The organism is Nioella ostreopsis (assembly GCF_004000255.1).
GTDB lineage: Bacteria > Pseudomonadota > Alphaproteobacteria > Rhodobacterales > Rhodobacteraceae > Nioella > Nioella ostreopsis.
On record NZ_RCIQ01000016.1, the window covers coordinates 107,855 to 121,008 of the forward strand.

Below are 13,154 nucleotides of genomic sequence, written 5' to 3' on the forward strand. Positions count from 1 at the left end.
CCGAAAACCCATGATCCTCTGCTGTGGTGAAGCCCTGATCGACATGATCCCAAGCCCGACACTTGAAAGCGGACGGGATGGATTCGTGCCGCATTCCGGCGGTGCTGTCTTCAACACCGCGATCGCCTTGGGGCGGCTCGGGGTGCAGACCGGGATGATCACCGGATTGTCGACCGACATGTTCGGACAGCAACTGGCCGATGCACTGCACGCCAGCCATGTGGATACGACCCGCGTCATCCGGTCTGACCGGCCCACGACGCTGGCCTTCGTCAAGCTGACCGATGGACATGCGAGCTATTCTTTCTTCGACGAAAGCTCTGCCGGTCGGATGATCCGGCCCGAGGATCTGCCAAACCTGTCGGACGAGGTCAGCGCGCTGTTCTTTGGCGGCATCAGCCTCGCCGTGGAACCCTGCGCCGACACCTATGCTGCGCTCGCGGAACGCGAAGCTGCGGGACGCGCGGTCATGATGGATCCGAATATCCGTCCCGGTTTCATCAAGGATGTGGACCGCTACCGCGACCGTCTGGCCCGGATGCTGCGGTTGACTGACATCGTCAAGGTGTCCGACGAGGATCTGAACTGGATATATCCTGGCCCGGATTCACTGTCCGCCAAGCTGGATATGCTGCGGGCGACCGGACCCCGGATCGTTGTCATGACCCGAGGAGGCGAGGGGGCAACCGCCTATTTGTCGGACGGGACCGAAGTGACCGTCGCGGCCGAACGTGTGACCGCCGTGGACACGGTAGGCGCCGGAGACACCTTCAATGCCGGGGTCATGGCCAGCCTGTCGGAACAGGGGCTGCTGACCAAGGCGGGCGTGGCCGGGGTGACGGCAACCCAGATGGATACCGCCCTGACGCTGGCCGCGAAAGCCGCTGCCATTACCGTCAGCCGGGCCGGGGCCAACCCTCCGTGGCGCGAAGAGCTGTAGCATCTCAGGCTTGCCGATTGCGTACAAAGCCGAAAACACGTCATAAATGACGTGTCTGGCGCGAGGTGATCATGGCAAGGCGTTCTACCGTAAAGGATGTGGCCCGCGAGGCCGGTGTCAGCGTATCGACCGTGGACCGGGCGTTGAACGGTCGGATGAAGGTGCGCGAGGAAACGCTGCGCAAGATCGCCGAAGCCGCGCATAAGCTTGGCTACCACGCTCGCGGATTGATCGACCATCGCATGCGGCCCGACCGGCCCAAGATGCGGTTTGGCTTCGTGCTGCTGAAACCGTCACAGGCGTTCTACCAGCAATTCGCCAAGGAGATCGAAAAGGCGGTCTCGGCCCGCAAGGATATCGATGGTCAGGCGGTGATCCGCTATGCCAAATCACAGGCGCCGGAGGAATTTGCCAGCCTGATGGAAAGCCTTGGCCGCCGGGTTGACTCTCTGGCCTGCGTTGCCGTGAACCACCAAAGCCTGAACCCCGTGGTGCGCGATTTGCAGGAAAAGGGCGTGCCGGTCTTTTCGCTGCTCAACGATTTCGCACAAGGCATCCGGCGCAACTATGTCGGGTCCAACAACGTCAAGATCGGGCGTATGGCGGCCTGGATGATCTCGAAAACCGTCAAGCAACCGGGAAAGCTGGCCCTTTTCGTTGGGGGCAACCGCTGGCATGGACATGACCTGAGAGAGGTCGGGTTCCGGTCATGCATCCGGGAAAACGCGCCCGCCCTGCCGGTGCTAGATACGCTGGTCAACCTGGAGACGCGTGAACTGACCTATGAGGCAACGCTGGACCTGCTGTCCCGCCACCCAGACCTTCGGGGGCTCTATGTCGCGGGCGGAGGCATGGAAGGTGCGATTGCCGCCTTGCGGGAAATGCGCCAGCCGCATGAGGTTTCCCTCGTGGTCAACGAACTGACCGATGACAGCCGCGCCGCTCTTGCTGACGGCTATGCGGTCATGGCGATTGCAACGCCGCTCGACACGCTCTGTACAGAGCTGATCGAGCTGATGATCAACGCCGTTCATGCCGGGGATGACGGGGTTGTCGGGCAGTATTTCCTGCAACCGCGCATCTATTTGCCCGACATGATTTGATGACGTAAAAACGTCATTTTTGCAGGCGCAGAAAACGTCATTAATGACCAGAAATCGGAGTGCGCGATTGACGGAATCGCCGTTCTCCAACAATTTTCCGCCCGTCAGTCGCCATGCAGAAGCCGGCGCTGACGGGAGGGTTGATGTATTTTTCGTTGAACCAGATCACTGCCCCGCGCACCGGGTTTGTCGAGTTTCTCGAACTCGCCAAGCGCGTTGGCTGCACGGGCGTGGAACTGCGCAACGATCTGGGCCGACCGCTCTTTGACGGCATGGACCCGGCGGAGGCAGGCGGCATTGCCCGCGATCTGGGGTTGCGCATCGTTGCGCTGAACCATCTCTATGCCTTCAACTCCTGGCCGCCGGAGCAGTCGCCCAATGCCGAAAGCCTGCTGGACGCAGCGGTCGCCTGCGGGGCCGAGGCTGTGTCCTTCACCCCGCGCAATGACGGTATCGGATGCGCAAATGGTGAGAGGCAGGCCAATCTGCGGATCGCGATCAAGGCCATTCTGCCGCTTCTGAAACAGGTCGGAATCACCGGACTGATCGAACCGCTCGGTTTCATGACATCGTCGCTGCGCAGCAAGGCCGAAGCGGTGGCGATCATCGACACGCTGGATGCCAAGGACCACCTGAAACTGGCCCACAACACGTTCCACCACTTCCTGGACGGCGACGCAAACCTGTTCCCGGACCATACTGCTCTGGTCCAGATATCGGGCGTTGTGGACGAGACGCTGACGCGGTCCGACATGCGTGATGAGCACAGGGTATTGGTGGATGACCGGGACCAGCTTGGAACGGTCGACCAGATCGCGGCCCTCGTCGCCGGAGGATATCGGGGCCCCGTGTCATTCGAATGCTTCGCGCCCGAGGTGCAGGACAGTGCCACGATCGAGGCAGACCTGAAACGTTCAATCGAATTCATAGCATCGCGACTGAGGTCCATGGCGGCCTGAGGGGATGCGTGAAATCGCCCCTCACGGGGCATCCGGCAAGAGGAAACGGTGCGCCGGACACCAAACTTGGGAGGAAACCTGATGAAGAAGACACTGATTGCAGCAACTGTTGCCGCAAGCGCAGCCTTGACCGGCATGGCAGCCCCGGCACTGGCCGATGGCGAGCGCTATGTTCTGGTCAGCCACGCGCCCGACAGCGACAGCTGGTGGAACACGATCCGCAACGGCATCGCGCTGGCGGGCGACCAGATGGGCGTCGAGGTGGAATACCGCAACCCCCCCACCGGTGACCTTGCCGACATGGCGCGGATCATCGAACAGGCGGCCGCGTCCGGCCCCGATGGCATCATCACCACGCTGGCCGATTTTGACGTGCTGTCCGGCCCTATCCGCAACGCGGTGGACTCTGGCGTTGACGTGATCATCATCAACTCCGGCACCCCGGATCAGGCCCGCGAAGTCGGGGCCCTTATGTATGTGGGTCAGCCCGAATATGATGCGGGCTATGCGGCGGGTCTGCGCGCAGCCGGTGACGGTGTGGAAAGCTTCCTTTGCGTGAACCACTACATCTCGTCGCCGTCCTCCAGCGAACGCTGCCAGGGCTTTGCCGACGCGCTTGGCGTCGAGCTTGGCAGCCAGATGATCGACTCCGGTCAGGACCCGGCCGAGATCCAGAACCGTGTTCTGGCCTATCTGAACGCCAACCCCGACACGGATGCGATCCTGACCCTCGGGCCGACCTCTGCCGATCCGACCATCATGGCGCTGGAACAGAACGGCATGGCTGGCGAAATCTACTTCGGCACCTTCGACCTGGGTGAAAACATCGTTCAGGGCCTGCGTGACGGCGTGATCCAGTGGGGCATCGACCAGCAGCCCTTCCTGCAGGCCTACCTGCCGGTGATCGTTCTGACGAACTACCACCGCTATGGCGTGCTGCCGGGCAACAACATCAACTCCGGCCCCGGTTTCGTGACCGCAGACGGGCTTGAGATGGTGGAACGCTTCGCAGGCGAATACCGCTGATCCAGCGATAAACTCTCTCCCTGGCGAAGGGTGGCAGCGCGCTGCCCTTCGCCTTTTCAAAGATTGGGACACGTCATGAAACCCTTCAACACGCGGAGCGTTTACAAATGACAGACACCGCTCAGACCCCCGAACAGGACGAACGCGTCAAGGAGATCTCCTCCTTCCGAAAAGCCCTGATCCGCCCCGAGCTTGGCGGTATCTGCGGCACCGTGCTTGTCTTTCTGTTCTTCGCCATTTTCGCTGGCAACAGCGGCATGTTCAATTCGCAAGGTGTTCTGAACTGGAGCACCGTCTCGGCGCAATTCATGATCATCGCCGTCGGTGCCTGCCTGCTGATGATCGCGGGCGAGTTTGACCTGTCGGTCGGTTCCATGATCGGCTTTGCGGGCATGATGATCGCCATCTTTTCGGTCTCGCTCGGCTGGCCCGTCTGGATTGCCATCATCCTCGCCTTCCTGATCTGCATGAGCATCGGGGCGCTGAACGGCTATATCGTGATCAAGACAGGACTGCCGTCCTTCATCGTGACACTGGCCTTCCTGTTCATCCTGCGAGGCTTCACCATCTTCATTCCCCAGCAACTTGAGAACCGCACCATCATCGGCGGCATATCCGACGCAGCCGAGGGCGACTGGCTGGCCCCGCTGTTCGGTGGTCAGGTCGGTGGCTGGTTCTTCGAGTTCCTGGGTGAACGCGGCCTGATCGAGGTGTTCGAACGCGGCACCCGTGCAGGCGAACCCGTGGTCGACGGCATTCCGATGCTGATCGTCTGGGCCCTGGTGCTGGTTGCCTTCGGTCACTTCCTGCTGACCCGCACCCAGTTCGGCAACTGGATTTTCGCCGCTGGCGGCGATGCGGAAGCGGCCCGGAATTCCGGTGTTCCCGTCAATGCCGTCAAGATCAAGATGTTCATCATGACCGCCTTTTGCGCCACCGTGTTCGCAACCTGTCAGGTGATGGAATTCGGCTCTGCCGCCGCAGATCGCGGTATCCTGAAAGAGTTCGAGGCCATCATCGCGGTGGTGATCGGTGGGGCATTGCTGACCGGCGGATACGGCTCGGTCATCGGGGCCGCCCTTGGGGCGCTGATCTTCGGGGTTGTCCAGCAGGGTCTGTTCTTCACGGGTGTGGAAAGCTCGCTCTTCCGGGTGTTCCTTGGCGTCATCCTGCTGCTTGCGGTGATCCTGAACACCTATATTCGCCGTCTGATCACGGGGGAACGCTAAGATGACAAGTGAACACGCACCCATCATCGAAATGCGCAACATCGAAAAGCATTTCGGCTCGGTCATCGCGCTGGCCGGTGTGTCGGTCGATGTCTTTCCCGGGGAATGCCACTGCCTTCTGGGCGACAACGGCGCGGGCAAGTCGACCTTCATCAAGACCATGTCCGGCGTGCACAAGCCGACGGCGGGCGAGATCATGTTCGAAGGCAAGCCGATGCATTTCGCCGATCCGCGCGATGCGATTTCGGCGGGGATTGCGACGGTGCACCAGCATCTGGCCATGATCCCGCTGATGTCGGTCAGCCGCAACTTCTTCATGGGCAATGAGCCGGTGAAGAAAGTGGGTCCGCTGAAACTGTTCGACCATGATTACGCCAATAACGTGACCATGGAAGAGATGCGCAAAATGGGCATCAACCTGCGCGGTCCCGATCAGGCCGTGGGCACTCTGTCAGGCGGGGAACGTCAGACCGTGGCCATCGCCCGTGCAGTGCATTTTGGCGCCAAGGTGCTGATCCTCGATGAACCGACCTCGGCCCTGGGCGTGCGGCAGACGGCGAACGTGCTGGCCACCATCGACAAGGTGCGCAAACAGGGCATTGCCGTTGTGTTCATCACCCACAACGTGCGCCACGCGCTGGCCGTGGGAGATCGGTTCACCGTGCTCAACCGGGGCAAGACGCTTGGCACGGCGCAGCGTGGCCAGATCACGCCTGAGGAGCTTCAGGACATGATGGCCGGTGGTCAGGAAATGGTCGCTCTGGAGGGGTCGCTCGGCGGAACGGTCTGAGCATATAACAACCGGCGGCGCGGTTGCGCGCCGCCTCCACAAGAAGAAAATCACGTTCAGGAGAACAAGATGACCGTTCGTTTCGGGGTACTTGGCGCAGGCCGCATCGGGCAGGTTCACGCCCGCGCCATCGCGTCTGTCGATGGGGCCGTTCTGGTGGCGATTGCCGAACCGATGGAAGCGGCGGCCAAGCCTGCTGAGGCGGCATTCGGCTGCGAGTTGCGGACCATCGACGAGATTGCGGCATCGGACGATATCGACGCAGTGGTCATCTGCACGCCGACCGATACCCATGCCGATCTGATCGAGCAGTTCGCCCGTGCGGGCAAGGCCGTGTTCTGCGAGAAACCCGTTGATCTGGATGTCGGCCGGGTCAAGCAAGCGCTTGCCACTGTCGAGGAAACGGGCGCCACCCTGATGGTCGGGTTCAACCGCCGCTTCGACCCCGATTTCATGGCCGTCAAAGCCGCCATCGACGCGGGCCGCATCGGCGATGTGGAAATGGTCACGATCACCAGCCGCGATCCGGGCGCGCCGCCCTATGAGTACATCAAGGTCTCTGGCGGCATCTTCCGGGACATGATGATCCACGATTTCGACATTGCCCGCTGGCTGCTTGGTGAAGAGGTGGAAACCGTGATGGCGCAGGGGTCTGTTCTGACCGACCCAGAGATCGGCAAACTGGGCGATTTCGACAGCGCCAGCGTGATCCTGCGCACCGCCAGCGGCAAGCAGGCGGTCATCACCAATTCACGCCGCGCCACCTATGGCTATGATCAGCGGATCGAGGTGCTTGGATCGACAGGCGCGGTCAGCGCACGGAACCAGCATGAGGCGAATATCGAACTAGCAACGGCTGAGGGCTATTCCCGTCCGCCACTGCTGAACTTCTTCATGACACGCTATATCGCAGCTTACGCCAATGAGATCGCGGCCTTTGTCGCGGCCGTGGCCGATGGGGCCCCGACGCCCACCACCGGGCTGGATGGGCTGAAATCCCTGGAATTGGCCGAAGCGGCGGTGGAATCCGCACGAACCGGGCAAGCCGTGCGCCTGACCTGACAGATCGGGGCCAGCGGCCCCTGAACCGAAAATCGAGGGAGCGCTTTGATGAAGCCGCTTGATGTGATCACCATCGGCCGTTCTTCGGTTGATCTCTATGGCCAGCAGGTTGGTGGCCGGCTGGAGGATATGGGGTCGTTCCAGAAATACATTGGCGGCTCGCCCACCAATATGGCGGCTGGCACGGCGCGCTTGGGCCTTCGGTCGGCGTTGATCACCCGTGTGGGTGACGAACATATGGGTCGCTTCATCCGCGAGGAACTGGCACGCGAGGGCGTGGATGTGCGGGGGGTGAAGACCGACCCGGAACGTCTGACGGCGCTGGTCCTTCTCGGCATCCGTGATCAGGTGCAGTTTCCGCTGATCTTCTACCGCTCGGATTGTGCCGACATGGCGCTGTGCGAGGACGATATTGATCCGGGTTTCATCGGAGAAGCACGCGCGGTTGTCGCAACGGGGACGCATCTATCCCATCCCCGGACCGAGGCAGCGGTGCTGAAGGCGCTAAGGCTGGCGCGTGAGGGCGGCGCACAAACCGCGCTCGATATCGACTACCGCCCGAACCTGTGGGGGTTGGCGGGCCATGGCGACGGAGAAAGCCGGTTCATCGCGTCGGACAAGGTGACCAAGAAGCTGCAATCGACGCTGCACCTGTTTGACCTGATCGTCGGCACCGAGGAGGAATTCCACATCGCGGGCGGCACCACCGATACGGTCGCGGCGCTGCGCGCGGTGCGCGAGGTCTCGGGCGCAACATTGGTCTGCAAGCGCGGACCGATGGGGGCTGTGGCGTTCGAGGGCGAGATCCCCGATAGCTTGGATGAGGGCCAGAGCGGTCCCGGCTTCCCGATCGAGGTGTTCAACGTTCTGGGGGCGGGCGACGGGTTCATGTCGGGGCTCTTGAAAGGCTGGCTCGACGGGGCGGACTGGCCCACGGCGCTGACCTATGCCAATGCCTGCGGGGCCTTCGCCGTCAGCCGCCATGGCTGCACGCCTGCCTATCCCAGTTGGGAGGAGTTGCAGTTCTTCCTGAAGCGTGGCGTGAAGGAGAGAGCGCTGCGCAAGGACACCGTGCTGGAAAACGTCCATTGGTCCACCAACCGCAAGGGCGACTGGTCCACGATCCGCAGCTTTGCTTTCGATCACCGGATGCAGCTTGAGGATCTGGAGGGCGCCACCAAGGCCAAGATTGGCACCTTCAAGCAGCTGTGTCTTGAGGCTGCGCTGAAAGTCTCCGCCGGAAGGCCCGGCTACGGCATCCTCTGCGACGGACGGCTCGGGCGGGATGCGCTTTACAAGGCGACGGGAACCGGGCTCTGGGTAGGGCGGCCGGTGGAATGGCCGGGATCGCGCCCCCTGATGCTGGAACCCGAGATTGGGCCGGACTACGGGGGCCTCAACGAGTGGCCGCTCGACAACGTGGTCAAGGTCCTGTGTTTCTGTCACCCCGATGACGAGGCCGACATGTGGGCGCGGCAGGAAGAGACCATCCTGCGCCTCTATACCGCTGCACGGCGCAACCGGCTGGAGTTTCTGCTGGAGGTGATCCCGTCAAAGGTTGCTCCTGTGGACAATCAGACAACCGCGCAGATCATCCAGCGCTTCTACGATCTGGGCGTCTATCCCGACTGGTGGAAACTGGAACCGATGACCACCGATGCGGGCTGGCAGGCGGCGTGCGATGCGATCACGCGGAACGATCCCTATACGCGCGGCATCGTGGTGCTGGGACTGGCGGCGGCTGAAAGCGCCTTGCGCGACAGCTTTCAGGTCGCCGCGCGCTACCCGCTAGTCAAGGGCTTCGCCGTGGGCCGCACGATCTTCGGTGCGGCGGCAGAGGCTTATATGAAGGATACGATCACCGCCGAAGAGGCCGTGACGCAGATGGCAGAGAACTACGCGCGGCTTTGCGCGATCTGGGACGAGGCCCGAGCAAGGGCCGAGGAGGCAGCATGACAACGATCCGATTGACCGCCGCGCAGGCGATGGTGAAATACCTTGCCGCGCAGATGACGCCCGAGGGCGTGCCGTATATCGCCGGGTGTTGGGCGATCTTCGGTCATGGCAACGTGGCCGGGTTGGGCGAGGCGCTTTATCATCAGCGTGATACCCTGCCCACCTATCGCGGCCACAACGAACAGACCATGGCGCATACGGCGATTGCCTATGCCAAGCAATTGCGGCGGGACCGGGCGATGATGGTGACAAGCTCCATCGGGCCGGGGGCCACCAACATGGTGACGGCCTGCGCGTTGGCCTATGTGAACCGCCTGCCCGTGCTCTTCGTGCCGGGCGATGTCTTCGCGCATCGCGGGCCCGACCCGGTGTTGCAGCAGCCCGAGAACTTCGCCGATGGCACGGTGACCGCGACCGACACGTTCCGGCCCGTCAGCCGCTACTTTGACCGGATCACGAGGCCCGAGCAGCTTCTGACCGCGCTGCCGCGTGCGATGCGCACCATGACCGACCCGGCGGATTGCGGCCCCGTGACGCTCGCCTTCTGCCAGGACGTGCAGGCGGAAGCCTATGACTGGCCCGAGGCGTTCTTCGCGCCGCGCGTCTGGCACCGGAGGGCGGCGCCGCCCGATGCGGGCGAGCTGGCCCGGGTGGCGGATCTGTTGAAAGGCGCTGAAAATCCGGTGATCGTCGCGGGCGGCGGCACGCATTATGGCCACGCGACGGAGACCCTGAAAGCCTTCGCCGAGGCGCATCAGATCCCCGTGGTGGAAACCCAGGCGGGCAAATCGGCGCTGCCTTGGGATCATCCGCTCAATCTTGGCCCCATTGGCGTGACTGGTGCGGAAAGCGCCAACACCGTCTGCGCGGCGGCGGATGTGGTCATCGGCGTGGGCACGCGGTTTCAGGACTTCACCACCGGATCCTGGTCACTCTTCGCGAACCCCAAGCGCAAACTGATCAGCCTCAACGTGCAGGCCTATGACGCGATGAAACACGGGGCGGAGCCGCTCTGCTGTGACGCGAAAGCGGGGCTGGAGGCGCTGTCGGAGGCCCTTGCGGGCAAGACCTTCACCGCCCCCGATCCGGCGCTGAAAACCGATTGGTTCGCCAAGGTCGACCCGTTGACCGACGCGCCCGAGGAGGACGCGAATGCCCTTCCAACCGACATGCAGGTGGTGGGCGCGGTACAGCGGTCCGCAGGCCCCGACACGGTGGTGATGTGTGCGGCCGGAACCATGCCCGGTGAGTTGCACAAGCTGTGGAAGGCGGGGCGGCCCGGCAGCTACCACATGGAATACGGGTTCAGCTGCATGGGCTACGAGATCGCCGGTGCGCTCGGCATTCACATGGCCGAACCGGATCGCGATATCGTCTGCTTCACCGGCGACGGCACCTATATGATGGCGAATTCCGAGCTGGCGACCGCCTGCATGATGGGGGCGAAATTCACCCTCGTGATCACCGACAACCGCGGCTTCGGCTGCATCAACCGGCTGCAGATGGGCACCGGCGGGGCGGAGTTCAACAACCTGCTGGACAAGGCCCATCACGTGAACCCGTCCCAGATCGACTTCGTCGCTCATGCGGCTTCGATGGGTGCCAAGGCCGTGAAAGCGTCCAGTATCGCGGAACTGGAGCACCATCTGACCAAGGCCAAGGACCATGACGGCGTCTATGCCATCGTGCTTGATACCGACCCCTATCCCTCCACCCCCCATGGCGGCAGCTGGTGGGAAGTGGGCGTGCCCGAGGTCAGCACCCGCCCGCAAGTCAACGAGGCGCGAGCCACTTACGAAACCAAGCGCAAGACACAGCGCGCTGTCTGAGAGAAACACCCATGAGCGTCAAAATCGGGATCTCCCCCATTGCCTGGCAGAACGATGACCTGCCCGACATCACCGCCGCCTACACGATGGAGCAGGCCCTGCGCGAGGCCCGCGAGATCGGTTATACCGGCGTCGAGCGCGGCCAGCGTATGCCCCATGACACGGAAGGGCTGCGCGCCTACCTGGAGGCCAATGACATCGCGCTGTGCGGCGGCTGGTGTTCCGGTAATACGCTTGTCAACAGCGTGGAGGCCGAATGCGCCGCGATCAGCCAGCAGGTGGAACAGTTCGTGGCCCTCAACGCGCCCTGCATCGTTTATGCGGAATGTTCCAACACCGTGCAGGGGATGCAGGGGGTGCCGGTGAACAGCCGCCCAAAACTGGCGCGCGACGAGGTTCTGGCCTATGCGGCGAAGCTCACCGAGGTCGCCAAATGGGTGACGGGGCAGGGGATGCCCTTTGCCTATCACCACCACATGGGCTCGATCATCGAAAGCGAAGAGGATGTGAATTGGCTGATGGAAGGCGCGGGGCCGGAGGTTCAGCTTTGCTTTGACACCGGGCATATGCTGTTTGGCGGCGGTGACGTAATGCGCGTCATGAACCGGTGGGTCGATCGCATCCATCACGTGCACTTCAAGGATATCCGCCCGGACATCGTGCGCGATGTGCGCGACAACGACCGCAGCTTCCTCGACGCCGTGATCGCGGGGGCCTTCACCGTGCCGGGCGATGGTTGCATCGACTTTCAGGCGGTGGCCGACAAGCTGAAAGCGATGGACTATGCGGGCTGGATCGTGGTCGAGGCAGAGCAGGACCCGGCCAAGGCGCCCCCTTATGAGTATTCAAAGATGGGCTATGAGCATATCCTGTCGGTCTGTGACCGCGCGGGGCTGAAGATCGACAACCGCACCTGACCCTGGAAAGGAACTGCCCATGTTCGACATGCGTCACCCGTCCTTCCGGCCTCTCTGGGTTCGGATCGGCATCGTGGCGGTCTGCTTCGGGTGGGCGGTGCTGGAACTCAGCCGCGACGAGGGCACCTGGGCGATGATCTTCGGGGCGATTGGCGGCTACACGGCCTATCACCTGCTCTTTGCCTGGGTGCCGCCGGAGGAAGATGAGGATAACGACAATGGCTGACCTGCTGTTCAAGCCCTTCGGCACTCATGGCAAGGTGCATCACGTGACGCCCGCCAGCGCCGGGTGGCGCTATGTGGGCTTCTCGCTCTATCGCCTGCGGGCGGGCGATGTGGTGGGCGAGGCGACCGGGGACAATGAGGTGATCCTCGTCATGGTCGAAGGCAAGGCCCGGCTGACCGGCGCGGGTCAGGACTGGGGCGAATTGGGGGAGCGGATGGATGTCTTCGAAAAGACCCCGCCGCATTCGCTCTACCTGCCGAACGGCAGCGACTGGCAGGCCGAGGCCACCACCGACTGCACAATCGCCGTCTGCGCCGCGCCGGGCAAGGGCGGCCACCCGGTCCGCCGCATCGGCCCGGACGGCATCACGCTGACAGAGCGCGGCAAGGGCACCAACACGCGCTATATCAACAACATCGCCATGGAGGCCGAGGATTACTGCGACAGCCTGCTGGTGACCGAGGTCTTTACCCCCGCCGGACACTGGTCCAGCTATCCCAGCCACCGCCATGACGAGGACGACTTCCCCCGGATCACCTATCTGGAGGAAACCTATTACCACCGCCTGAACCCCGCCCAGGGCTTCGGCATTCAGCGTGTCTATACCGAGGACGGGGCGTTGGATGAGACCATGGCCGTCAGCGATGGCGATGTGGTTCTGGTCCCGCGCGGTCACCACCCCTGTGGCGCGCCCTACGGGGTCGAGATGTATTATCTCAACGTCATGGCCGGTCCGCGCCGCAACTGGCGCTTTCAGGCCGATCCGGCCGTGCAGTGGATCATGGATCGGGACGCCTGATCCTGTAACTCCCACCGAGATCGAACAGCGAGGCATCCGGGGTATCCGTATCCCGGATGCGTGATCTGATTCGTGGGGCGTGATTTTCGCCTGCCGGATGGGGCGAATCATGATCCGAAATCGAGCGGTTCGCTCTGATCCGTGATTCTGTAAGCGTGATTTTCACACGTATTTTGGTGTTATCGTTTGTTATGGGTGGGATCGGGGTGTTATCGACTTTTGACACGTTCGGGTGTCTTGCCTGCGGGCGAGGGGGTGATCCGTGCGGTGCGGATTCGGAGGGTTGGGTTTAGAGTGTTGATTTCATTCTGGTATTCA

The 13,154-nt window shown here is 62.6% G+C and carries 12 protein-coding genes; all 12 read left to right on the top strand.

The features are described 5' to 3' along the window. Window positions 1-10: 10 nt before the first annotated feature. The 12 genes from EP237_RS16325 to iolB all read left to right on the top strand — a co-directional run bounded on the left by EP237_RS16325 (window position 11) and on the right by iolB (window position 12,836). Window positions 11-940 (top strand): carbohydrate kinase family protein, encoded by a 930-nt coding sequence (locus EP237_RS16325; protein WP_127561970.1) that lies wholly within the window; start codon window positions 11-13, stop codon window positions 938-940. A 71-nt stretch (window positions 941-1,011) separates the two neighbouring features. Then, on the top strand, window positions 1,012-2,043 hold the full coding sequence (locus EP237_RS16330) for a LacI family DNA-binding transcriptional regulator (RefSeq protein ID WP_127561971.1): 1,032 nt from the start codon (window positions 1,012-1,014) through the stop codon (window positions 2,041-2,043). Window positions 2,044-2,186: 143 nt separating this feature from the next. Beyond that, entirely contained in the window at window positions 2,187-3,002 is an 816-nt protein-coding gene (locus EP237_RS16335; RefSeq protein ID WP_127561972.1) for a TIM barrel protein, read from the top strand. Window positions 3,003-3,083: 81 nt separating this feature from the next. Next, window positions 3,084-4,028 (top strand): sugar ABC transporter substrate-binding protein, encoded by a 945-nt coding sequence (locus EP237_RS16340; RefSeq protein ID WP_127561973.1) that lies wholly within the window; start codon window positions 3,084-3,086, stop codon window positions 4,026-4,028. Between the two features lie 107 nt (window positions 4,029-4,135). Then, window positions 4,136-5,257, top strand: a complete 1,122-nt coding sequence (locus tag EP237_RS16345; RefSeq protein WP_127561974.1) for an ABC transporter permease — start codon at window positions 4,136-4,138, stop codon at window positions 5,255-5,257. A gap of 1 nt (window position 5,258) precedes the next feature. Then, complete coding sequence (locus EP237_RS16350; protein ID WP_071691066.1) at window positions 5,259-6,047, top strand: ATP-binding cassette domain-containing protein; 789 nt, start codon at window positions 5,259-5,261, stop codon at window positions 6,045-6,047. A gap of 69 nt (window positions 6,048-6,116) precedes the next feature. Further along, the gene (gene iolG / locus EP237_RS16355; protein WP_127561975.1) at window positions 6,117-7,109 is read left to right on the top strand and encodes an inositol 2-dehydrogenase; all 993 of its coding nucleotides are present in this window, start codon (window positions 6,117-6,119) and stop codon (window positions 7,107-7,109) included. Between the two features lie 48 nt (window positions 7,110-7,157). Next, entirely contained in the window at window positions 7,158-9,065 is a 1,908-nt protein-coding gene (locus EP237_RS16360; protein WP_127561976.1) for a bifunctional 5-dehydro-2-deoxygluconokinase/5-dehydro-2-deoxyphosphogluconate aldolase, read from the top strand. Beyond that, window positions 9,062-10,894, top strand: coding sequence for a 3D-(3,5/4)-trihydroxycyclohexane-1,2-dione acylhydrolase (decyclizing) (gene iolD / locus EP237_RS16365; protein WP_127561977.1), 1,833 nt, complete (start codon window positions 9,062-9,064; stop codon window positions 10,892-10,894). Before EP237_RS16360 ends, iolD begins: the two co-directional genes overlap by 4 nt. Window positions 10,895-10,905: 11 nt before the next feature. Next, on the top strand, window positions 10,906-11,811 hold the full coding sequence (gene iolE / locus EP237_RS16370) for a myo-inosose-2 dehydratase (protein WP_127561978.1): 906 nt from the start codon (window positions 10,906-10,908) through the stop codon (window positions 11,809-11,811). 19 nt (window positions 11,812-11,830) lie between these two features. Next, the gene (locus tag EP237_RS16375; RefSeq protein WP_127561979.1) at window positions 11,831-12,037 is read left to right on the top strand and encodes a hypothetical protein; all 207 of its coding nucleotides are present in this window, start codon (window positions 11,831-11,833) and stop codon (window positions 12,035-12,037) included. Beyond that, window positions 12,030-12,836, top strand: coding sequence for a 5-deoxy-glucuronate isomerase (iolB, locus tag EP237_RS16380; protein WP_127561980.1), 807 nt, complete (start codon window positions 12,030-12,032; stop codon window positions 12,834-12,836). The genes EP237_RS16375 and iolB overlap by 8 nt, the downstream gene beginning before the upstream one ends. Window positions 12,837-13,154: the final 318 nt, after the last annotated feature.

What these genes read in the sequence shown, in the direction of transcription:
- iolE (WP_127561978.1), top strand. Translation starts at nt 10,906, where the DNA reads ATGAGCGTCAAAATCGGGATCTCCCCCATTGCCTGGCAGAACGATGAC.
- EP237_RS16335 (WP_127561972.1), top strand. Translation starts at nt 2,187, where the DNA reads ATGTATTTTTCGTTGAACCAGATCACTGCCCCGCGCACCGGGTTTGTC.
- EP237_RS16340 (WP_127561973.1), top strand. Translation starts at nt 3,084, where the DNA reads ATGAAGAAGACACTGATTGCAGCAACTGTTGCCGCAAGCGCAGCCTTG.
- iolD (WP_127561977.1), top strand. Translation starts at nt 9,062, where the DNA reads ATGACAACGATCCGATTGACCGCCGCGCAGGCGATGGTGAAATACCTT.
- iolG (WP_127561975.1), top strand. Translation starts at nt 6,117, where the DNA reads ATGACCGTTCGTTTCGGGGTACTTGGCGCAGGCCGCATCGGGCAGGTT.
- EP237_RS16330 (WP_127561971.1), top strand. Translation starts at nt 1,012, where the DNA reads ATGGCAAGGCGTTCTACCGTAAAGGATGTGGCCCGCGAGGCCGGTGTC.
- EP237_RS16375 (WP_127561979.1), top strand. Translation starts at nt 11,831, where the DNA reads ATGTTCGACATGCGTCACCCGTCCTTCCGGCCTCTCTGGGTTCGGATC.
- EP237_RS16360 (WP_127561976.1), top strand. Translation starts at nt 7,158, where the DNA reads ATGAAGCCGCTTGATGTGATCACCATCGGCCGTTCTTCGGTTGATCTC.
- EP237_RS16345 (WP_127561974.1), top strand. Translation starts at nt 4,136, where the DNA reads ATGACAGACACCGCTCAGACCCCCGAACAGGACGAACGCGTCAAGGAG.
- EP237_RS16350 (WP_071691066.1), top strand. Translation starts at nt 5,259, where the DNA reads ATGACAAGTGAACACGCACCCATCATCGAAATGCGCAACATCGAAAAG.
- EP237_RS16325 (WP_127561970.1), top strand. Translation starts at nt 11, where the DNA reads ATGATCCTCTGCTGTGGTGAAGCCCTGATCGACATGATCCCAAGCCCG.
- iolB (WP_127561980.1), top strand. Translation starts at nt 12,030, where the DNA reads ATGGCTGACCTGCTGTTCAAGCCCTTCGGCACTCATGGCAAGGTGCAT.